Source organism: Shewanella eurypsychrophilus, assembly GCF_007004545.3.
In the GTDB taxonomy this organism is placed as follows: domain Bacteria; phylum Pseudomonadota; class Gammaproteobacteria; order Enterobacterales; family Shewanellaceae; genus Shewanella; species Shewanella eurypsychrophilus.
Map to the genome: position 1 here is coordinate 1,628,780 of NZ_CP045503.2, position 21,479 is coordinate 1,650,258.

A 21,479-nucleotide genomic window follows, 5' to 3' on the forward strand; every position below is an offset into this window, starting at 1 on the left:
AATAAAAAAGGGGCGGTAAACCAAGAGCCTATAAGTCTCTTTAAAAAGACTGATAGGCTGCTCTGTTCTATTATAATCGGTGGTTAAAGACCTTGCTTATATTGAGCATGTGTCGATACGGTTACCATAGTATCTAACTGGTTCTTAGCAGCTTCACTGCCTTCGAGCAGATTTTCAAAGTGCGCAATAAGCTGAGTTTTATCCAGTTTAGCTTTTGAGCCTGAGCCGATATCGGTCAGGTCAATAAAGAACTCATCAAACAGATTAGAGTAGTCATTGATCACATCTAAGTTCAAAAACTGCTCATCGTTATAGATGCTTGGGTAACCGCCTTTTTGCTTATCAACGGCAAATGAGATCCCCTTGACGTTGGTAATGGTGGTGGCTTTTTCACATTTAAGCATGCAGCCATCTTCGATACTGGGTTTATTACAGCCCACGGTCTGCTGGAAGAAACACTGACGGCTGGTCATCATCAAAATGGGGTGATAGATGCTGTATAAGAGTTTAAAGCCTGCTGGACGTTTGATATTTCTCATCTGCATGCGATTAATTTCGTTAGAGATAAATGCACCAGAGCAGTTTAAGTCTTCCTGTAAGGTACGCAGGGCATAAGAGTTGGTGGTATTTAGCAGTGGACCGGCAATCCACTCGATACCCATCTCAAACGCTTTATAGGCAACTCCAGTGTTATTACTGACGATACGTGCAGGCTTAACGACTTCAAGAATTCGCACCGCTTCGATATAGTCTTTGCCGATTAATACCGCCGGGAACCAAGGGATAAATCTTGGGTTACGGTTGAGTATTTCAATATACTTATCGCAGTTCTTCTTAAAGCTCTCTGGCAGCTTAAAGTAAATGTCAGCATCGGTAATATCACCAAGGTAGGCATCTTGCTCATCACTGATCAGTAGAGACAGGCTTGGTTTATCGTCTACTTTTCCATTTACTTTGGCATGCTGCTCAAGTTTTGGAAGCTCAACTGGTGCTATCACATCTACCGAGTTATTAAGCAGAAATGCCAGCTTGTTCTTAAGTGCCGTTAGCTCTTTAAATGGAATACTAAGGCCACTCGTTAATCCACTGAAGTCATAATCCTGAATATCATAATCAGCATTGTTGAAACTTCTGAAGCGTTTTTCTAATGCCTCAGTGTCCATTGGAGATTTATCCGTGGTTCGCATCAAGGATTCAGATTGTACGGTGAACGTTTGGAACTGGTTTGCTTGTTCGACTTGATTGGAAACCGTTTCAACTCTTGCCACAATAGCGAAGGCCTGGTCTAACTGGCCTGTGAAGCTTAATGTGAGCTGCATCTTGTCGATATGAAGATATTGGATCTTATCTTCTAGACTTGCACCGAGTTGATTCTTATCCGCTCTGAGTGTTTGTTTTACTTCTTGGATCTGCACCACTGAAATCGCGTTTTTCTGTTCCACGGCGTGGTTAACACTGTTATCGCGAGGATTATCGATAAACATGTCTTTAGTGAGGTTACCCTTCAAGAATGAGTTGGTAAAATCACGGTTAAACACCTTGTAGAGGTTGGTGTCATCTTCCAGTAACTTGCCAGTATCGACGAACTGGTTTATCTGTTTACGCCAGCTATCGACAACGGTATAGACATAGTGTGCGCCCTTGATACGGCCTTCAATCTTGAGTGAGTCGACCTGAGCATCGACTAAATCTGGCAGGTCAAAATAGGCTGAGTTATCTTTTAGGTTCAAAGGGTACTTATTACCTGCAGCCGTCTCTTCATATTCATCACGACAAGCCTGACTACAGCGGCCTCGGTTACCTGAGTTGCCGACACTGACAGAGCTTGAATAGCACTGACCCGAGAAGGCGATACATAAAGAGCCGTGAACAAACACTTCGGTCAATATATCGTATTCATGGGCAAGAGCAGTGAGTGACTTTATCTCAGGAAGATTTAACTCTCTCGACAGGTTGACGCGTGAAGCGCCAACTCTGTTAAGGAAGTGGATCTGGCCTTCATTATGAGTGGTTAGCTGAGTCGAGGCGTGAATGTCTAAGGTTGGGAAGTGCTTCTTAACGAGATTAAACAGACCGAGATCTTGAACTATTATGCCATCTAAGCTGGTGTTGACTAATTGATTCAGTAACTTAAATAGTGCAGGTAGTTCCTGCTCTAAAATCACCACATTCAAGGTCAAGAACACTTCACATTCATACTGATGAGCGAGCCTTAATATGCCACAGAGATCATCAAACGACAGGTTGGCGGCACGGTTACGGGCATTAAAGGTATCTAAGCCGCAATAGACGGCGTTGGCACCGGCAACAATAGCGGCTTTTATTGCTTCAACATCGCCGCCTGGCGCTAACAACTCTATTTTTCTACTCATCTCAGACTAACTCACTCAATTATTCGATTAAATTTTTTGAGGGGCGATTTTACCCGCATCCCGCCAGCATTGCCATACATTAGATTTTGGTGGATTACTTCATCAATGACTTATGGTGATGTTCAGTACTTGTTGAGCCACTCAGCCTTCAGATTAAGTTGAATTATCATCATGTTTATTATCAAACTTGTTATCGCGTTTGTTATCAAAAATGTGATTTACTGAGTTTTGGCAGAATAGATTCAATATCAGCACATTCATATCTCCACATACTCGAAGGCAAGCTCATTATGACCTATCAGATTAATTTTCAACAAACACTCACAGATGATGAACAACAAATGTTGTGGGATGGCATAGAGCAAGCTAGTCGAGCCAAAGTAGGTACTACCGGTCGTAACGAGCTGTGCTTTTTATTACGTGATGAGCAAGGGAAAGTTTTGGGAGGAGTACAAGGTAACTGTGATAATTTTGGCTGGCTATGGATTGATTCACTCTGGGTGAGCGAGTCATTGCGAGGAAAAGGGCTGGGTCAGCAGTTGCTTCAGGCTATTGAAGGTCAATCGATTGAACTTGGCTGCACTCACTCTCACTTAACCAGCTTTACCTACCAGGCTGTGGATTTTTATAAGCAACATGGCTATTCCATATTTGGCGAATTGGAAAACTATCCGCAAGGACATAGTCGCTGCTGGATGAAGAAGGTGCTGGTCAATCAGTAAATACATTTTTAAAGTCTTGCAGCATAATTAGTCGCTCAGCCATGACTAAGCGTGCAGTTAAGCTTCCTCTTGGCTGCTCTTCACCCCTTTCTCAAGATGAACATATGCTCTATCATGTCGCGCTATTTTCAATTTCAGTAGAGTGATCAGGTTTGCAAACATTAGCAGCACTTCAAAATGGACAGTTATCATCGATTACACGTTTACAGTTAGCCGAAAACCTAACTGAACTCCCCAATGAGATCTTTGATTTGGCTGATACCTTGGAAGTGCTGGATCTGTCTAATAATTGCTTATCCAGTTTACCCGATGACTTTGGTCGGCTGGTGCAGCTCAAAATTCTTTTCTTATCGAATAATCAATTTGAAACCTTGCCTAAGGTATTGGCTGATTGTCCTAAGCTTGAGATGATCGGTTTTAAGGCGAATAAAATACACACAGTCGATGAAGACGCTTTGCCTGTTCAGACTCGCTGGTTGATCTTAACCGATAATCAAATCGAGGCATTGCCTGAATCTATGGGGCAACTGCATCGTCTACAAAAATTAGCTTTAGCGGGGAATTGTCTTTCTGCGCTGCCAGCATCGATGGCAAATTGTAAAAAGCTCGAGTTAGTACGTTTATCTGCAAATAAGCTGACTCATATTCCCGACTGGTTACTGCAATTGCCAAGACTCGCTTGGCTTGCATTTGATGGTAATAGGCTTAGCTGTACGGATAAAATAACCTTATCTGTACCAGAGATGCTTAAGGTCAAGATGACAGATATCGACTTAGCCGAACAACTGGGCGAGGGGGCATCGGGTGTCATCTATAAAGGAAAATGGAATCACCAGCCAATCAGCTTGCATGGCACTCCTGACTTGATAGCGGTAAAACTGTTTAAGGGGGAGGTGACCAGTGATGGCTACCCCGCCGATGAGCTAGCCTGTTGTTTGCAGGCGGGTGAGCATCCTAACCTTATTAGAGTCATCTCACAGATAAACGAGCAAGAGCATCTGGGTTTGGTGATGGAATTGATCCCACCGAGTTTCTTTAACTTAGGTTTACCACCATCGCTGCAGACTTGTACCCGAGACACCTTCGCGTCTGGGGCTCAGTTTAGCGTGTCACAAATCGCTAAAATTCTGCAACAGATGGCTGCGACGATGACCCATCTGCACCAGCAAGCTGTCAGTCATGGTGATCTGTATGCCCATAACACCATGATCAATGGTGATGCCGAGATGCTATTTGGTGATTTTGGTGCCTCGTCGGATTTATCTGTTCTGCCTCAATTGCAAAGAGAAGCGATGCAAGCCATAGAGGTCAGAGCCTTTGGCTGTCTGCTGGAGGATCTCTTGTTAGCCAATGAGAAGCACTTAAGTGATGAAGCCGCATTATCCGGCAAGCAAGCGCTCTTGTCTGTGTTATTACAAATGAGAGACAGCTGTTTACATGATGAATTTGCACTTCGCCCCAGGTTTTTCGAGATTAGCGAGCAGCTAGCGTTAGCCGTTTCGAAACAGGTGAGTGAAGCCCTGCTTTAAGTAGAGGGTTTAAGATCTATGAGTAAGTAAACGATAGCTTAGTACGATGAGGTGAAGCAGCAGAAGCCCTGTGAAGCTGAAACAGAAAAACAGCAGGGCGATGGACTCAACATGAGAGACTCGTTCGCTATAGAGAAACCACCAAAGTGGCCAGCTGATTAATGACAGTATTGCCAGTTGCCACATACAGGTCTTACATCGTCCTATTTTTTGTTTATAAATAGATGACAAGCAATTGTCACAGGCCATTTTTACTCCCTCATTCTTATTGCACGTTAATCTGGTTAACGTGCAATATCATTATTCAGTTCCATCGTTAGACAAAAATTAGCCCCACACTAAATAAGCCACTGAAGAGCATCGTCAGTTTTGCTGTTCGGCCAAGTAACGGATTAAGGGCCTCGCCAGTTGTGATACTAAAGTCACTATTGAGTTTACGGGCGAGAACTAAAGATAATCCGGCCAGTAACACAGGTAAACCGGGTAGAAAACCGAGAAAGAAACCGCCTATAATCAATGCAAATGGTAGGAAAACTAAGGTTTGATAGAGCACTCTCGCTTGTCCTAAGCCAATACGAACCGCTAATGTCTGTTTGCCAGCTTTTACATCTGTGTCTATATCGCGAGTATTGTTGACCAACATGATTGCCGCATTCAAAAAACCAATCGCACTACCTAAAATCCAAGCTGCGATACTCGTTTCTCCAGCTTGCAAAAAGTAACTGCCCACAACGGCCACTAAACCAAAAAATATGAAGGCAGCGACCTCTCCTAGTCCATGTGATGCCAGCGGGTATGGACCACCACTATAGCCTAAAGCGCCCAAGATGGCAGCGAGTGCCAGAAAGGCAATGGGCCAACCGCCATGATAGATGAGGTAAGACCCAACAATAAGTGCAAGTACTAAACACATTATCATGGCATTTCTCACTTTTTCTGGTGCTAATAAGCCACTTTGAGAAACACGAACAGGACCTAATCGCTCATCTGTATCTATGCCACTTTTAAAATCAAAGTAGTCATTGGCCAAGTTGACCGCAATCTGTAACAAGATAGCGCAAAGCATAGAGGTACAGGCAATCAAGATGCTGAATTGCTCTAATTCAAGTGCCAGTATATTTCCTACCAAGAGAGGCCCGATAGCTGCCGGCAGAGTTCGAGGCCTAATGGCCAAAATCCAAGGGTTCATTATTTTTTTCTTAAGGGGGAGCATTGAGACTGCAGATGCTCACTAACTATTAATATCGCTATTGTAACAAGTTTCTAGACTGCGATGAAGTGACACTATTCCTTCTTTGAATATTCAAAGCTCTATAAAATACCAGATAAGATCTCAGTCAAACTTTAGAATTAAGATCATAAAAGGAATTATATTTTGCTATCAGCTTCAAAGAAATTATGGAAGAGATATGCTTATATATTTACCCTTCGGCAAAACATTTTTTGTCGTCATTACAATATAATACTGATTTACATGCTTATTTTAGCCATGTTTTCAGTTCGTTTAGAGACTATTCATTGAGGAAAGGTATCGATGCGTTTTGATAATCAGGTGGCGGTGATCACGGGGGCTGGTTCGGGTTTAGGTCGAGCCTATGCACTTGCTTTGGCTGAGCGTGGCGCTAAAGTGGTGTTAATTGACAATGATATTTCAGGTCTAGAGAGTAGTCATAAAGCGGTATTGGCTTTAGGCGAACAATCTATGGTGTTTAAATTAGATGTCAGCAATATCGAAGGTGTTAAAGATGCAGTGACTCAAATTATCGAGTTATGGGGGCATATTGATATCTTAATTAATAATGCTGGGATCCACTCTACCTGTGACTTTGATAACCTCACTATAGAGAATTGGCAATTACAGTTGAATACTGACTTGAATGGCAGCTTTTATATGACCAAGGCAATATGGCCTCATATGAAAGGAAGAGGCTATGGCAAGATTGTTATGAGTAGTGCTGTTAGTGGCTTATATGGCGATATGCACGAAACCTCCTATAGCGCGAGTAAAATGGGCCTGATTGGTCTGGTTAATAGTCTTTATCTTGAGGGAATGGATTATAATATCAGTGTTAACAGTTTAACCCCCCACGCAGTGACATCGATGACAGCTCATAAACTTGCCCCATCGGTTAAGCCACTATTTTCAAAGACATCAATTACAGCAAGCATGTTATTTTTGTGTTGTGCAGATTCACCTACAGGTCAGCATTTACTTACGGCGGCAGGCAGTGTGAGTCATGGTCAATTTGCCGAATTTAAACCCAGTTATTTTCCTGCAGGTTCATGTAAACCTGAAACCATATTGAGTAGTTGGCAGCAGATACACCAAGCGCAACCCGCTAACTTGCATCGAAGTGGTGAGGAGCAGGTGCTTGTTTGGGCGAGAAGGGGAGCTGGAGAACACCACATTACAATAGAATAGCGCATAGTAAACCGAGGTTTGTGCTACTTAGAATTATCTGCTTTTTCTTTAAATGCCGACCCAATTAAATGAGCTGCACTGAATTGACTAAATTTTTAATGCAATGGGTATTATACCTGAGTTAAGCTGTGCGGCTGATTAAGTCCTAGTGTGGGGGTTGTTGTGAGCCAGGTATTAAACGATCTATTGTCTTTACTCTCTTTAGAACAAATTGAAGAAGGTTTATTTCGTGGTCAAAGCCAAGATTTAGGTTTTGGTCATGTGTTCGGTGGCCAAGTGATGGGGCAAGCGCTCAGCGCTGCTAAGCAAACGGTATCGGCCACTCGTCAGGTTCACTCATTACATTCCTATTTTCTTCGTGCCGGTGATGAAAAATTGCCTATCATTTATGATGTTGAAGTCATGCGTGACGGTGGCAGTTTCAGTGCAAGACGAGTTAAGGCGATTCAAAAAGGTCGGCCAATCTTCTATATGACCTGCTCATTTCAAGAGTTTGAAGCGGGCTTAGATCATCAAGATAAAATGCCAGAAGTACCAGGTCCAGAGGGATTACTGAACCAGCAAGAGCTGGCAATGACCTTGCAAGATAAAGTGCCGCCAAAAATGCTTGAAAAATTTATGGCTGATGCACCCATTGAGATGCGACTTGTCGATGCATGTAACCCTATGGAGTCGAAAGCGACAGAACCAAAACGTTTTGTATGGATAAGGGCAAATGGCAAGGTGCCTAAGGATTACTCTGTTAATGAGTACTTACTTGCTTATGCTTCTGATTTTAATTTTTTAGTGACGGCAGCTCAACCTCACGGTGTTTCCTTTTTAACCCCAGGCATGCGTATGGCGACCATAGATCATTCTATGTGGTTCCATCGTGCATTAGATCTCAATGATTGGCTGCTCTATAGTATAGACAGTCCAAGTGCCAGTGGTGGCCGTGGCTTCGTTAAGGGGCAGTTTTTCAATCAGAAAGGTGAGCTGGTGGCATCAGCCACGCAAGAAGGTTTAATGCGCATGGTTTCGCCCAAATAGCGCAGCCGAGACAAGGTTTTTTAATGGCTATTGAGCAGAATGTTGAAATAAGGGTTTTATGATGTTGGTTATGTTGAAAAGAGCTGTAATCTTATTGGTGTGTGTCATATCGCTTTCAGCCTGTGTGATTGTGGAGGAGGAGCCACCAGTCATCATTAATGGTGCTGCTGGGTATTTGGAAAAGATTAATCTGCCTCAGGGGAGCAAGATCACCATCGCCATCATAGATATGGACACTCCTGGCGTTATCATGGCGCAGAAGAGTTTCGATATTGCCAGAGCGCCGGTGCCGTTTAAATTTATCTTACCGCCAGAAACGGTAGAAAAAAATGTAAATTACGGGGTCGTTGCTATGATCTTGTATCAAAACAAAGTTATTTTTCAGACCTATGATAGGTTCCCAATTATCAGCAATGGTAAATACACAACCGAAGTATTGATGAAAGCGGTTAGGTAGTTAACTATATTCATTAATAATTCATTGAATTAAAGGGGCTTAAGGCCCCTTTTTTGTGGCTGGAATTTGAGACGTTAGATGGGACGCTAGATGGTGAGACTAACTATTTAGATTAGCTATTTTCAAGCAATGTTACTTGATTGTGAATATTGTATGCAATATGGTGGTGTTAACCCTTTCACATGGAGTGTCTTGTGCGATTTATTGGTAGCCATCAAATAATTAAAAATTTCGAACGAGTGAACAGCCCTGAGCCTAGTAATCAGACGGGACTATTATGTGAGGAGAAGTCTAAGGGCATTCATCAGGAGATCCAGGCATTGTTACTGCTTTTCTCCGGGATGATAATGTTCTTGATTGCTGGCTGCACTGATGAGAAAGATGTAACCATTCATGAGGCTGAAATAGCTAAGGTCAGGGAGGTACAGAGCTCAGAAAAAATAACGACGTTTGATCAATATTGGCAGCTCACAGATAACGGCATTCATTGGCTAGTGGATTCCCCAAATCAAGATCAGCTTGAGATGAGTGGACTGCAAGTTTCTGCGGTCATTGAATATGGTTTGGGAGCTGATGGTAACTTGGTACTCGAAAAACCTTAGTTTGGCCCCTTTTACTGTCAAACAATAGCCAAGTATTCTAGGCTTCATATCGGGTATAGATTACTATTTAGTTTCTTAACTTAGGCAAGCAGTGGATTCAAGATTGAAAAGGCAATACCAGATCGAGCAATGGCTGAAACAGGATCCGATCAGGATGGAAGCCATAGAGTTTGCAGTTAAGCTCAACTTACCCCAATGGCTGTTAGCTGCAGGGTTTGTGCGTGATCTGGTCTGGGATAGGTTACACGATGTAGCGGGTCAGCCTCTTAATGATATCGACCTCATCTACTTCGATGCTGATGACCTCAGTGAAACACGAGAAAAAGCTTATGAAAAGCAGCTAGAATCATGGGCACCTCATCTGCCCTGGTCGGTTAAGAATCAGGCGAGAATGCATATTCGAAACTGTGATGCCCCCTATACCAGCTGTGAACATGCCATGTCATTCTGGCCTGAATGTGAGACGGCGATAGGTGTTCACCTGTCGCGACCAGATCACCGCTTTGATTTTGTTGCACCCTTTGGATTTGGATCCCTGTTTGAGCTAAAGTTAACTCACAACCCTAAACGTGAACTGTCACTATTCAATGCAAGAAAAGACCAGAAAGCCTGGTTCACCCGCTACCCTAAACTAAAATTAGCCTGATCCGTCCCACCTATTTTTTTTCTGTTAATTTTTGCCTTATGTGCCAACAAGCCTAATCCTTTATGGGTCCTAATACCATTTCCATTAAACAAGTGACCATTCAGCGGGAGTTAAAAACGCTGTAGGCAAGATAAGGGGATTGAAGCTAATAGTTATTCTATATCGAAAGCCACTTTCGCAGCTTAAAGTGTTTTTAAACCCGCACTTCGTGAGCTTCTCAGGGCTTCTACTTCTGCGTTGCATTGCCTCGAAAGGGAATAACCATTCCGTCAACAATGCGCCTTGAATTTAAAGCCCTGAGAAAGCTCTGAATTGATCATATGTTTAATGGAATTGGTATAAGTAATGGGAGAGCGCATTATCGTAGGTGAGGCCTAGGTCACTAAATGTTAAGGTGTATTTTCAATGTTTGTTATTAAAGCGTGATCAATATCACCTTGACGTACTTATAAATAGGTATCTGACGGCTTGTTGATTTGGATCAATTTGTTGCGAGTTTAGATCTGGCAGGATGCCCGCAAATGTAATGATCATGATAATAAAAAGCGACAATAAGTCTTGTATTAATGGAGTAGTATGATGAACAAAAGTATCGTTTCAGGTCTAATCGCAGCCACCCTACTGGCCGCAGGCTTTACCTCTTCTGTTTCAGCTCACCAAGCAGGTGATTTTATCGTTCGTGCTGGTGCAGCTATGGTTTCCCCTAACGAATCTAGCCAAAATATTGAAACCCCAGATTTAGGTAATTTAGGCCAATTCTCAGTGAGTGATAATACTCAATTAGGTCTGAACTTTGGCTATATGCTGACTGACAATATAGGAATCGAACTGTTGGCGGCAACACCTTTCAGCCATGATATATCTATCAATGGTGTGGGTAAGGTTGCAGAGACTAAGCAGCTTCCACCGACTCTAGTGGCGCAGTACTACTTTGGCTCATCAGGTTCTAAATTACGCCCTTATATTGGTGTTGGTGTTAACTTCACCAATTTTTTTGATAATGAAATAACCAATGATGTGGATGGTCGATTGTCTGATTTAAGCCTGAGTAATTCATGGGGTGTTGCAGGTCAAGTAGGTATCGATTATCAGGTGAATAAGCAATGGCTGGTAAATGCTTCAGTTTGGTACGCTCAAATTAGTACCGATGCTAAGTTTAACTATACGTTCGACAATGCGGGAACAGACACGAGTGTACCTGTAACCATTGAAACTGATATCAACCCTTGGGTTTACATGATCAGTGTAGGTTATACATTCTAGTTAGCTTATCTTGAAATGTAAAAAGGAGCCTGCGGGGCTCCTTTTTACATTTTAAACATTGAGAAATATTACTTTTTTCCGGCAGCTTGCGCTGCTTTACGCTCTTCTTTGGTACGCCAATGGCGAGTATTGTAAACAAACTCAGGCAAGAGTTTAGTTAGCCAAGCGACGAGCATCCAACGTTTGGTGACATAGACTTTACGTTTCGCTTTCTGCATTGCTTTAATAATTTGTCTGGCGACCTCACCGGGAGGAGATAACCATAGGCGACTTTGCTGCATCGCCGCTTTATCGAGCAAACCAAGTTGGATATCCGTGATCGTAATCGGCAACTTGAGCCTTTGGGCATGCATGCTTAAACCATCTAAGTAATTGCTAGCGAATGCTTTAGAGGCGTGGTAAGCCACACTCGGTCCGCCACGGAGTCCAGCAATAGAGTTGATCGCGGCAAGTTGGCCATAGCCTTGTTCTCTGAATAGCTTAAAAGCGGTATTACAGATAGCGGCATAGCCCTGTACATTGACGGTTATAATGTCTTGTTCAGGAAGCCAAGGTAATTGTGGATCATAGCTATTAAGCCCAGTGTTTACGACGACAAGATGCGCGCCGCCCATACTTTGCCATACGTGTTCCAGAGTGGTAATGATATCTTGGGGCTGTTCAATCTTGAGTGGATATACTTGAGCTTTAGTCGCAAGGGTCTCAGTGAACTCTTTCAGAGATTCAGGATCTTGTGCAAGTAAGGCTAGCTCAACACCTTGCTCTGCAAGTTGTTTGGCTATTTCGCGACTCAAAAGTGAGTTCGCGCCCACAATAATGGCAGTTGCTTTGGTCATTAGGCTATTCGACGTCAAATGGGTGACTCATGATAGGGAGATATTACACAGAGGACAAGATGAATAGCTAAAGGCTGTGATGCGTGAGGTTTATCCTGTTCAGTTGTCGATGGCAAACACATAAATATAAATAATAAGAGTTTGAGAAATACCCTAGCTGCATGTATCCCGTAGATACCATATACTGGTGTTCATATATTCAAATCATCATCAATATCGAGCGAATAATGGAAGTCGAGCTACTTGAAATTCGAAATTTCATCCGCCAGTACCCACCTTTTGATCAACTGCCAGAAAAAGCGTTAATCGAAGTGTCAAAAAGTGTCGAGATCTCATACTACCGAGCTGACAGTATGATCATTGAATTTGATGATAAAATACACGACCTCTTTATGATCCGCAGTGGCGTGGTCGAGATATATCGTCGTACTGGTGAGCTGTATAACCGCCTTGACCAAGGTTGCTTATTTGGGCAAATGGGGTTGCTGACCAGTAATAAAGTTCGTTATCCAGCCAAATCGCTTAAAGACACGCTTTTATACTGCATTCCAGAAAATATTTTTGATGAATTTTGCGAGCGTTATGATGTCTTTGCCGACTTTGTTGAAGTAGAAGGCAGTATCAGATTACAGCAAGCTGTTGAAGATAATAGTGATGATGCTAATTCACTGACCACATCCAAGGTAAAGACCTTACTCAGTGGCGAGCCTGTGATGCTCCCTACCACCACCACAATTCGGAACGTGGCCAAAATTATGTCAGCAGAGAATGTCTCTGCTGCAATTATCAATGATCCAAACCTCTCCGATGAAGGTGGTAATAGCTTTGTGGGCATTATTACTGAGCGCGATTTGTGCTCAAAAGTGATCGCGCAAGGGTTAGATGTCGATACCCAAGTGGTCGAGGTGATGTCTACAGAACTCATCTCTTTGGATCACAATGCCTATATCTTTGAAGCTATGCTGCTAATGCTTCGTTATAACGTTCACCACCTGCCTATTTTAAAAAATAAACAACCCATTGGCTTAATTGAAGTCAGCGATATCATTCGTTATGAGTCTCAAAACAGCTTGTTGTTTGTCAGTAGTATTTTTCAGCAAAACAGCATTGAAGATTTGATCATGCTATCGAATCAACTCAAAGACTGTTTTGTTCGTATGATAAACGAAGATGCCAACTCGCATATGGTGGGTCGAGCCATGTCTGAAATCGGCCGAAGTTTTAAACAGCGTCTGCTTGAATTGGCTGAAGAAAAATTGGGGCCGCCGCCTGTACCGTACTGCTTCTTAGCGCTTGGCTCAATGGCCCGCGATGAACAGCTTATCGTGACGGATCAAGATAATGCACTGATCCTCGATAACGAGTATCAAGAGTCACTCCACGGCGACTACTTCAAAGCTCTGGCAACCTATGTTTGTGATGGTTTAGCCGCTTGCGGCTACACTTATTGTACTGGCGACATCATGGCAACCAATCCTGAGTATCGAAAAACACAACTTCAATGGGAAGCGTGTTTTTCCGATTGGATTGAAAACCCAAACCCGCAAGCTTTGCTTAATTGCTCTATATTTTTCGATCTTTACGGTGTGTATGGCAGACCCAAATGGGCTGAACAGTTGAACGCCTTTATCCTGAGGAAGGCGAAAAAGAACAACCGTTTCTTGGCCTGTCTTGCTAGAAATGCATTAAACCGCACACCACCACTTGGTTTTTTTAAAGACTTTGTGATGGAAAAAGATGGTCGCCATAACAACTCGATTAATTTAAAAAGGCGAGGTACAGCACCTTTAGCCGACCTCATTCGAGTGCACGCCCTTGCTATCGGATCTCAATCGCAGAATTCATTTGATCGATTAGAAGACATCATCGAAGCGGGGATTTTACCCCCATTAAAGGGTAAAGATCTGCAACATGCGATGGAGTTTATCTCTTTGGTTCGCATTCGCCACCAAGCACTAGACATTGAGTCAGATCAAGAGCCTGATAACAATATCGAGCCTGAAAACATGTCCGATTTTGAAAGGCGTAATCTAAAAGATGCCTTTTTGGTCTTAAGTAGTGCGCAAAACTTTTTAAAGTTTCGCTACAGTGCCAACAGCATGCAGGGGTAAGTAATGCGCAATTTCAGTAATCAAGATATCTTAAACTGGAAAGCTTTTTTGAAAATTAAAGCGCTAGAAAGTAAAGATAGCCGATTGACTAAATTTTATAATGCCAGCACTTACCATGAGGAGATCAAACTTAAGGATATTGATTTTGTTGCCTTAGATTTTGAAACCACAGGTCTTGATGCAGATCAAAACAGCATTATAAGCATTGGGCTAGTCCCTTTTACACTGCAACGAATCGCTTGTAGACAGGCGAAACACTGGTTTATAACGCCGGAAGATAAACTCCAAGAAGATTCAATTATTATCCATGGTATTACCCACTCAGATTTGAAAGGTGCGCCGGATCTACAGCGTATCTTAGAGCAGTTATTGGATGAGCTGGCTGGGAAAATTGTGGTGGTGCATTATCGCAGAATTGAACGTGATTTTTTAGATGCTGCACTTAGAAGTTTGTTCAAAGAAGGCATTGTTTTTCCCGTCATCGATACCATGCAAATTGAAGCCGATATCCAGCAGGCTCGGCCGAAAAAAATCATAGATTGGTTTAAAAATACCCGTCCAGAATCGATACGTCTTGCTAATAGTCGCACTCGCTATAATCTACCAACCTATCCGCCACATGATGCCTTGACCGATGCAATTGCGACTGCTGAGCTACTGCAAGCGCAAATCTACCACCACTTCAGCCCAGACACACCTATCAAGAAGTTGTGGTTATAAAGCTCGATCTATAAATCAGGGTTATAATTCAGGGCTATAAAAAAACCGAGTGATGCCTTATTTACAAAATAAGTCATCACTCGGTTTATATTTTATTTATCAGTTCAGAACATTAACGAAGACGTCTTTCTGTTCGTAATCCCATGATTAAACTGACGCACATCACTAACAAAATAATGGTGAACGGCAAGGCGGTTGAAATGGCACCCGCTTGCAAGGCTTCAATGGCTTCTGTGCCACCGACCCAAACCAAAGCCGCAGCAATCGCGCCTTCGATAAATGCCCAAAACACACGCTGAGGAACAGGCGCATCGACTTTACCACCCGATGTAATGCTATCAATAACCAGTGAACCAGAATCTGATGAGGTCACAAAGAAGACCAGCACTAACACAATGGCAAGTAGAGACAAGATGCTACCCATTGGCAATGCGTCAAACATTTGGAACATTGCAAGTGGCACTTCTGTTAAACCTTTTTCGCCTAACGTACCGACTTTATTCATGACTTGATTAATCGCAACACCACCAAATACTGACATCCAAAGTGTAGTCACTACCGTTGGTACAATTAGCACAGCTGTCATAAACTCACGAATCGTACGTCCACGTGAAATACGCGCAATAAACATGCCGACAAAAGGAGACCATGAAATCCACCATGCCCAATAGAAAACGGTCCAGCCATGCATCCAAGCTTCGTCTTCACGACCAATAGGGTTACTTAATGGAATAATGTTTTCAATGTATCCCATAACAGTGATTGGAATGGTTCCCATGGATACTGCAAAAGTAACTAAAATTACAAACAGTACTAATGCAAGCGCCAACAGCATATTGACATTACTGATGATCTTGACACCGCCATCAATACCACGGATCACCGATACAACGGCCAATAGCGTCACTATGAATATGATGGCGATTTGAAGCATTAAGCCGTTTTCAATACCGAACACATGGTGGAAACCACTCGCGGCTTGCTGTGCACCAAGTCCAAGAGATGTCGCAAGACCAAATAGAGTGGCAAGCACAGCGAGAATATCAACAACATGCCCTGGCCAGCCCCAAGTACGGTCGCCTAGGATTGGATAAAAGACTGAACGCATGGAAAGCGGTAAGCCTTTATTATAAGCGAAAAATGCTAAAGACAGTGACACCACGCCGTAAATCGCCCATGGGTGAAGCCCCCAGTGGAACATTGTGGCACCAAGAGCCAGCTTAGCGGCTTCTGCTGTGTTTGGCTCAACATTAAGCGGTGTTTCGTACCAACCCGTAAAGTAGGCAACAGGTTCTGCAACCCCCCAAAACATTAATCCAATACCCATGCCTGCAGCAAATAACATTGCTATCCATGACATCATCGAGTAATCGGTTTTTGCTTCATCACCACCTAAACGGATTTTTCCATATGGGGAGACAATCATTGCCAAACAAAACAGGACAAAGATATTGGCAGACCACATAAACAAACCATCGAATGCCCCAATGATCTGCCATTTTATGCCATCTAATACGGATTTTGATGTTTCAGGTTCGACCAGCAATATGGCTATTAAGAAGAGTCCAATTAAGGCTGCGCTGATCCCAAAAACAGGGTTGTGAACATCAAAACCCCATTTTTGAATATTATCTTGCCCGACTGTGTAATCGGTATTATCAATACTGTATTTATCTTTTCTTGTATTCATTGATCCTCGTTTAGAACAACTTTCATTCGAAAAATGTGGCTTTATTTTACTTTATTAGGCGGCGACTTGCAGCCTAATGCTGAAAGCAATCACGTCTTATGCCATTTTTAGACAAAAGATTAAATAATTCTTGCTTCAAGTTCTTAGTTAGTTGACCCATTAAGTGTTAAATCTATCGAATTTTAGGGACATTCTTGTGTCAGCGACGGCGATGACCCAAGGCATTCCAAATCGAACAAAGAACCTGCTTGTAAATAGCCAAGTATAGATGCGGTTGTTACAGTTCGTAGGCAGAATAGAATAACATTAGAGTCAGTACTTTATGATGGACGTATGGACATCTAGAGGTCTTGATGTATGATTAGGAGATAAACGATTAATCAATAGAGAGAGGATGAGACGCAGTATGCCGGTTAAAATTCCCGATAATCTGCCTGCAGCAGGCATTTTAGAGTCAGAGAATATTTTCGTTATGTCCGAAACTCGGGCAGCCAATCAGGACATACGTCCGATGAAAGTATTGATCCTCAATTTGATGCCAAATAAAATTGAGACAGAAACTCAATTGCTGCGTTTACTAGGAAACACACCACTGCAGGTGGATGTGGATCTGCTCAGAATCCATGATAAAGAGTCTAAACACACGTCTATCGATCATATGAATAACTTCTATCGTGATTTTGAGGCCATTCGCCAAAAAAATTATGATGGGTTGATTATCACAGGCGCACCGCTAGGTCAGATTGAATTTGAAGATGTGACTTACTGGGACCATATCAGAGAGATCATAGATTGGTCACAACGACATGTGACTTCTGTGCTATTTCTTTGTTGGGCTGCTCATGCTGCTCTCTATCATTTGTATGGTTTAAACAGAAAGCTATTAGAATCTAAGCGCTCTGGCGTCTTCCTTCATCGACGCACCAATAAGCATTTCCCTTTGCTACGGGGTTTCGATGATGAGTTTCTAGCACCTCACTCCCGTTTCGCACAAATCGATGTGGCTGCACTTAAGGCTCATCCTGCGCTGCAGGTATTAACTGAGTCTGATGAAGCGGGTGCATACATGGTGCTGAGTACAAATAGTCGAAATCTATTTGTGATGGGACACCCTGAATATCAAAAGATGACTTTGAAAGATGAGTATTTACGCGATCTTGCTGAAGGGCTCAATCCTGATATTCCGCAAAACTATTTTAGAGATAATGATCCAGATAAAGAGCCTGTAGCTCGCTGGCATGGCCATGGAAGCTTACTGGTCAGTAATTGGCTTAACTATTACGTTTATCAGTTAACGCCCTATAACCTAGATGATATGAGTGCTATTGCCCCTTGGGAAGCAGATGTTAAGTGAGTCGTAAGTAGTGAGTATCAGTTAACGTCTCATATTAATCTTGATGATATGAGTGCGATTGACCCTTAGTAAGCAGATGTTTAGCGAGTCGTAAGTAGGGAGTTGTGAGTATCAGTTAACGTCTCATATTAATCTTGATGATATGAGTGCTATTGCCCCTTGGGAAGCAGATGTTAAGTGAGTCGTAAGTAGTGAGTATCAGTTAACGTCTCATATTAATCTTGATGATATGAGTGCTATTACGCCTTGGGAAGCAGATGTTTAGTGAGTCGTAAGTAGTGAGTATCAGTTAACGTCTCATATTAACCTAGACGATATGAGTGCGATTGCCCCTTGGGAAGCAGATGTTTAGTGAGTCGTAAGTAGTGAGTTGTGAGTATCAGTTAACGTCTCATATTAATCTTGATGATATGAGTGCGATTGCCCCTTGGGAAGCAGATGTTTAGTGAGCCATATTTTTACTCGATTCAACTTGCTAACAATAAAAATCATTTTCTATGATTTTTATTGTTAATCCTTTAGGCTGTGTTTGTTTGCCATTTCTGCTGCGTAGTCGCTTATACATACAGTAAAAGAGTAAAGACTCGCTGCAGAAGCAAGCATGAAAGGTCAATAGACCTTAGCTTGTTCGTCGTCATTCCACATACTCCTTCCGCTGGTAAATATTCCCTACGATTAAATTTATCTGTGTAAATTTTGAGTGACAATAATCCCCCTTGGTCACTAATCTTATATTTCTCATTACGCTTGCTTTACGTTCGCGTAAACGTCAGAGTGCTATTCTTTAGTTATAAACTTGAACTAGATCACCTATTTTTAGTTAGCGATAAACGACGGAGCAGATAATGAGTACTGAACAATTAAGCCAAGAGATCGTCATCGTAGCGGCAAAGCGTACCCCAATGGGTGGCTTTCAAGGATCCCTATCTTCCGTTCCGTCTCCAAAGTTGGCTGCGACAGCGATTAAGAGCTTAATGGTACAAACTGGGGTGGCTGCAGAGTCTATCGATGAAGTCTTGATGGGTTGTGTACTGCCTGCTGGCCTTGGTCAAGCGCCGGCACGTCAGGCGACCTTAGGTGCAGGTTTACCGCTTTGTGTTGGCGCAACCACTGTCAATAAGGTATGTGGTTCAGGCATGAAGACGGTTATGTTAGCCCATGATCTTATCAAGGCTGGTAGTGCCGAAATTGTGATCGCTGGCGGCATGGAAAGTATGAGCCTAGCGCCTTACTTACTCGATAAAGCCCGCAGTGGTATGCGTATGGGCCACGGTAAGGTGATGGACCACATGTTCCTCGATGGTCTTGAAGATGCTTATACCGGTGGTGCTATGGGCACATTTGCTCAAAATACTGCAGATGAATTTAAAATCACCCGTGAACAGATGGATGCTTTCTCTCTGAGTTCATTAGATAAAGCCAATAAAGCTATCGACTCAGGTGCTTTTAAAGCAGAAATAGCGCCAGTCACAGTTTCGAGCCGACGCGGTGACACCCTTGTCGATACCGATGAGCAACCAGGTAATGCACGTCCCGATAAAATTCCCACACTGCGTCCAGCATTTGCTAAAGACGGTACCATTACGGCGGCAAACTCAAGTTCTATTTCTGATGGCGCCGCTGCACTAATGCTGATGACCGCAAAGCAGGCCAACGTGTTAGGTTTGCCAATACTTGCTAGCATCAAGGGCCACACGACTCATGCGCAAGAGCCTTCTCTGTTTACCACGGCACCGGTCGGCGCCATGAACAAGTTACTCGATAAGGTGAATTGGAGTAAGGATGACGTGGATCTATTCGAGATCAACGAAGCCTTCGCCATGGTAACCATGTTGGCTATCTCAGAGCTGTCTTTAGATGCATCCAAAGTGAATGTTAATGGCGGTGCGTGTGCGTTGGGCCATCCTATCGGTTGCTCTGGTTCACGTTTATTAGTCACTCTAATTCATGCCCTCAAGGCGCGCGGCCTCAAACGTGGTGTTGCATCACTGTGTATCGGTGGCGGTGAAGCCACTGCGATGGCTATTGAGGTTTAGAGGTTTTCTAGCACCTAGACCTTAGATTCTAGGCTGTGGCGTTTATGAGAAGGGATAACAAGATGACGATTCAAGTGAAGCACTATATCGATGGCCAATTTATCGATGGATGCGGAGAACAGCAGATTTTGGTGACAAACCCTGCTAATAATCAAGCTATCGCCACGATTAATGCGGCGACAGTTGCAGAAGTCGAAACGGCAATTAGCAGCGCTAAAACGGCTTTTAAAACGTGGAAAGAGGTGCCTGTTTCAGAGCGTGCTCGTGTGATGTTCAGATATCAGCATCTGCTGAAAGAGCATCATGATGAGTTGGCAACTATTCTGGCTCAAGAGACGGGTAAGACATTTGAAGATGCCAAAGGTGATGTTTGGCGTGGTATCGAAGTGGCAGAACATGCCTGTAATATTGCGACGCTAATCATGGGCGAAACCGTTGAGAATGTTGCTAGAAGTATAGACACCTACAGTTACTCTCAGCCGCTTGGCGTATGTGCTGGTATTACCCCGTTTAATTTTCCTGCCATGATCCCATTGTGGATGTTCCCGTTATCCATCGCCTGTGGTAACACTTTTGTGCTCAAGCCTTCAGAGCAAGATCCGATGACGCCTCAGCGTTTAGTGGAGCTATTTGAAGAAGCGGGTGCCCCTAAAGGCGTACTGCAGTTAGTTCATGGTGATAAGACGGCGGTTGATGTGCTGTTGCGTCATCAGGATATCAAGGCCATTTCTTTCGTTGGCTCTGTCGGCGTAGGTCAATATATCTATAAGACAGGCACAGATAATCTTAAGCGTGTGCAGGCATTTGCAGGGGCTAAGAATCACTGTGTCGTCATGCCTGACGCCAATAAGCAGCAAGTGATTAATAACTTAGTCGGTGCCTCCGTTGGCGCTGCAGGTCAGCGCTGTATGGCGTTATCGGTTGCCGTGTTCGTTGGCGCAGCGAAAGAGTGGATCCCTGAGTTAAAAGAGGCGATTGCTAAGGTTAAGCCTGGCCTTTGGGATGATAAAGACGCGGGTTACGGTCCACTTATCAGCCCCGCAGCTAAAGTAAGAGTGCTCGATTTGATTGCACAAGGTAAAGCCGAAGGCGCCACGTGTTTGCTTGATGGAACTGAGTTTACAGTACCGGGATATGAAGCGGGTAACTGGGTAGGACCGACGATGTTCAGCAAGGTCACCACAGAGATGACTATCTATAAAGAGGAAATTTTTGGCCCTGTACTGTGTTGTATGGAAGCCGAAACTCTTGAAGAGGCGATAGGCATTGTCAATGATAGCCCTTACGGTAACGGTACCTCTATCTTTACCGCCAGTGGCGCAGTCGCACGTAAATATCAGCACGAGATTGAAGTGGGTCAGGTGGGGATCAATGTCCCAATTCCTGTGCCACTGCCGTTTTTCTCATTCACTGGCTGGAAAGGCAGTTTCTATGGCGATCAACATGCATATGGCAAGCAGGCTGTGCGTTTCTATACCGAAACTAAGACCATCACAGCGCGTTGGTTCGAGTCGCAGATAAGCGATGCCGAGCATGCTGAGCCTAATATGACGATTACCCTGAAATAGGCGACTTTAGCTGCGAGCAGCTAGCTGTAAGTTTTAAGCTGTAAGTAATGCAGTAGTTTGATGATAAGTATAGGCTTCGAGTTTATATAAAGCGTATTCGAAGAGATAGATAACCAGTGTAG

At 43.3% G+C, this 21,479-nt stretch carries 18 protein-coding genes; 13 read left to right on the top strand and 5 right to left on the bottom strand.

The window, feature by feature from the left end; genetic code table 11:
* Positions 1-83: 83 nt before the first annotated feature.
* Positions 84-2,372, bottom strand: a complete 2,289-nt coding sequence (locus FM038_RS06800; RefSeq protein ID WP_142872551.1) for a peptidase U32 family protein — start codon at positions 2,370-2,372, stop codon at positions 84-86.
* Between the two features lie 290 nt (positions 2,373-2,662).
* On the opposite strand from FM038_RS06800, the gene FM038_RS06805 reads away from it, so the two are divergent.
* Both FM038_RS06805 and FM038_RS06810 read left to right on the top strand, forming a co-directional pair.
* Entirely contained in the window at positions 2,663-3,094 is a 432-nt protein-coding gene (locus FM038_RS06805; protein ID WP_142872552.1) for a GNAT family N-acetyltransferase, read from the top strand.
* Between the two features lie 152 nt (positions 3,095-3,246).
* Positions 3,247-4,623 (top strand): leucine-rich repeat-containing protein kinase family protein, encoded by a 1,377-nt coding sequence (locus tag FM038_RS06810; RefSeq protein ID WP_142872553.1) that lies wholly within the window; start codon positions 3,247-3,249, stop codon positions 4,621-4,623.
* A 9-nt stretch (positions 4,624-4,632) separates the two neighbouring features.
* Here FM038_RS06810 and FM038_RS06815 read toward each other — a convergent pair whose 3' ends face one another.
* On the bottom strand, positions 4,633-4,872 hold the full coding sequence (locus FM038_RS06815) for a DUF3624 domain-containing protein (protein WP_142872554.1): 240 nt from the start codon (positions 4,870-4,872) through the stop codon (positions 4,633-4,635).
* 67 nt (positions 4,873-4,939) lie between these two features.
* The gene (locus FM038_RS06820) at positions 4,940-5,812 is read right to left on the bottom strand and encodes a 1,4-dihydroxy-2-naphthoate polyprenyltransferase (RefSeq protein WP_142872555.1); all 873 of its coding nucleotides are present in this window, start codon (positions 5,810-5,812) and stop codon (positions 4,940-4,942) included.
* A gap of 345 nt (positions 5,813-6,157) precedes the next feature.
* On the opposite strand from FM038_RS06820, the gene FM038_RS06825 reads away from it, so the two are divergent.
* From FM038_RS06825 to ompW, 6 genes are all read left to right on the top strand, one after another.
* A complete protein-coding gene (locus tag FM038_RS06825) occupies positions 6,158-7,045 on the top strand; it encodes an SDR family NAD(P)-dependent oxidoreductase (protein WP_142872556.1) in 888 nt (295 codons plus the stop codon).
* 162 nt (positions 7,046-7,207) lie between these two features.
* Entirely contained in the window at positions 7,208-8,074 is an 867-nt protein-coding gene (gene tesB, locus FM038_RS06830; protein ID WP_142872557.1) for an acyl-CoA thioesterase II, read from the top strand.
* A 61-nt stretch (positions 8,075-8,135) separates the two neighbouring features.
* The gene (locus FM038_RS06835) at positions 8,136-8,531 is read left to right on the top strand and encodes a YbaY family lipoprotein (protein ID WP_142872960.1); all 396 of its coding nucleotides are present in this window, start codon (positions 8,136-8,138) and stop codon (positions 8,529-8,531) included.
* Positions 8,532-8,725: 194 nt separating this feature from the next.
* Complete coding sequence (locus FM038_RS06840) at positions 8,726-9,133, top strand: hypothetical protein (RefSeq protein ID WP_142872558.1); 408 nt, start codon at positions 8,726-8,728, stop codon at positions 9,131-9,133.
* Positions 9,134-9,236: 103 nt separating this feature from the next.
* Positions 9,237-9,779 (top strand): nucleotidyltransferase family protein, encoded by a 543-nt coding sequence (locus FM038_RS06845; RefSeq protein WP_419555621.1) that lies wholly within the window; start codon positions 9,237-9,239, stop codon positions 9,777-9,779.
* 576 nt (positions 9,780-10,355) lie between these two features.
* Positions 10,356-11,042 carry an outer membrane protein OmpW gene (ompW, locus tag FM038_RS06850; RefSeq protein ID WP_185965771.1) on the top strand — a complete coding sequence of 229 codons (687 nt, stop codon included), beginning with the start codon at positions 10,356-10,358 and terminating at the stop codon, positions 11,040-11,042.
* A gap of 68 nt (positions 11,043-11,110) precedes the next feature.
* Here ompW and FM038_RS06855 read toward each other — a convergent pair whose 3' ends face one another.
* The gene (locus tag FM038_RS06855) at positions 11,111-11,878 is read right to left on the bottom strand and encodes an SDR family NAD(P)-dependent oxidoreductase (protein WP_142872559.1); all 768 of its coding nucleotides are present in this window, start codon (positions 11,876-11,878) and stop codon (positions 11,111-11,113) included.
* Positions 11,879-12,105: 227 nt separating this feature from the next.
* Between FM038_RS06855 and FM038_RS06860 the strand changes: the two genes are divergently transcribed.
* Positions 12,106-13,989, top strand: a complete 1,884-nt coding sequence (locus FM038_RS06860; RefSeq protein WP_142872560.1) for a DUF294 nucleotidyltransferase-like domain-containing protein — start codon at positions 12,106-12,108, stop codon at positions 13,987-13,989.
* Positions 13,990-13,992: 3 nt separating this feature from the next.
* Positions 13,993-14,709 carry a 3'-5' exonuclease gene (locus FM038_RS06865; protein ID WP_142872561.1) on the top strand — a complete coding sequence of 239 codons (717 nt, stop codon included), beginning with the start codon at positions 13,993-13,995 and terminating at the stop codon, positions 14,707-14,709.
* 112 nt (positions 14,710-14,821) lie between these two features.
* Here the strand turns inward: FM038_RS06865 and FM038_RS06870 are convergent, their stop codons facing one another.
* Entirely contained in the window at positions 14,822-16,399 is a 1,578-nt protein-coding gene (locus tag FM038_RS06870) for a BCCT family transporter (protein WP_142872562.1), read from the bottom strand.
* A gap of 406 nt (positions 16,400-16,805) precedes the next feature.
* Here FM038_RS06870 and metA point away from each other — a divergent pair, with 406 nt between their 5' ends.
* The 3 genes from metA (at position 16,806) to FM038_RS06885 (ending at position 21,357) form a co-directional block, all read left to right on the top strand.
* Complete coding sequence (gene metA, locus FM038_RS06875) at positions 16,806-17,753, top strand: homoserine O-acetyltransferase MetA (protein WP_142872963.1); 948 nt, start codon at positions 16,806-16,808, stop codon at positions 17,751-17,753.
* 845 nt (positions 17,754-18,598) lie between these two features.
* Positions 18,599-19,789 (top strand): thiolase family protein, encoded by a 1,191-nt coding sequence (locus tag FM038_RS06880; protein WP_142870884.1) that lies wholly within the window; start codon positions 18,599-18,601, stop codon positions 19,787-19,789.
* A 62-nt stretch (positions 19,790-19,851) separates the two neighbouring features.
* A complete protein-coding gene (locus FM038_RS06885; RefSeq protein WP_142872563.1) occupies positions 19,852-21,357 on the top strand; it encodes a CoA-acylating methylmalonate-semialdehyde dehydrogenase in 1,506 nt (501 codons plus the stop codon).
* Positions 21,358-21,479: the final 122 nt, after the last annotated feature.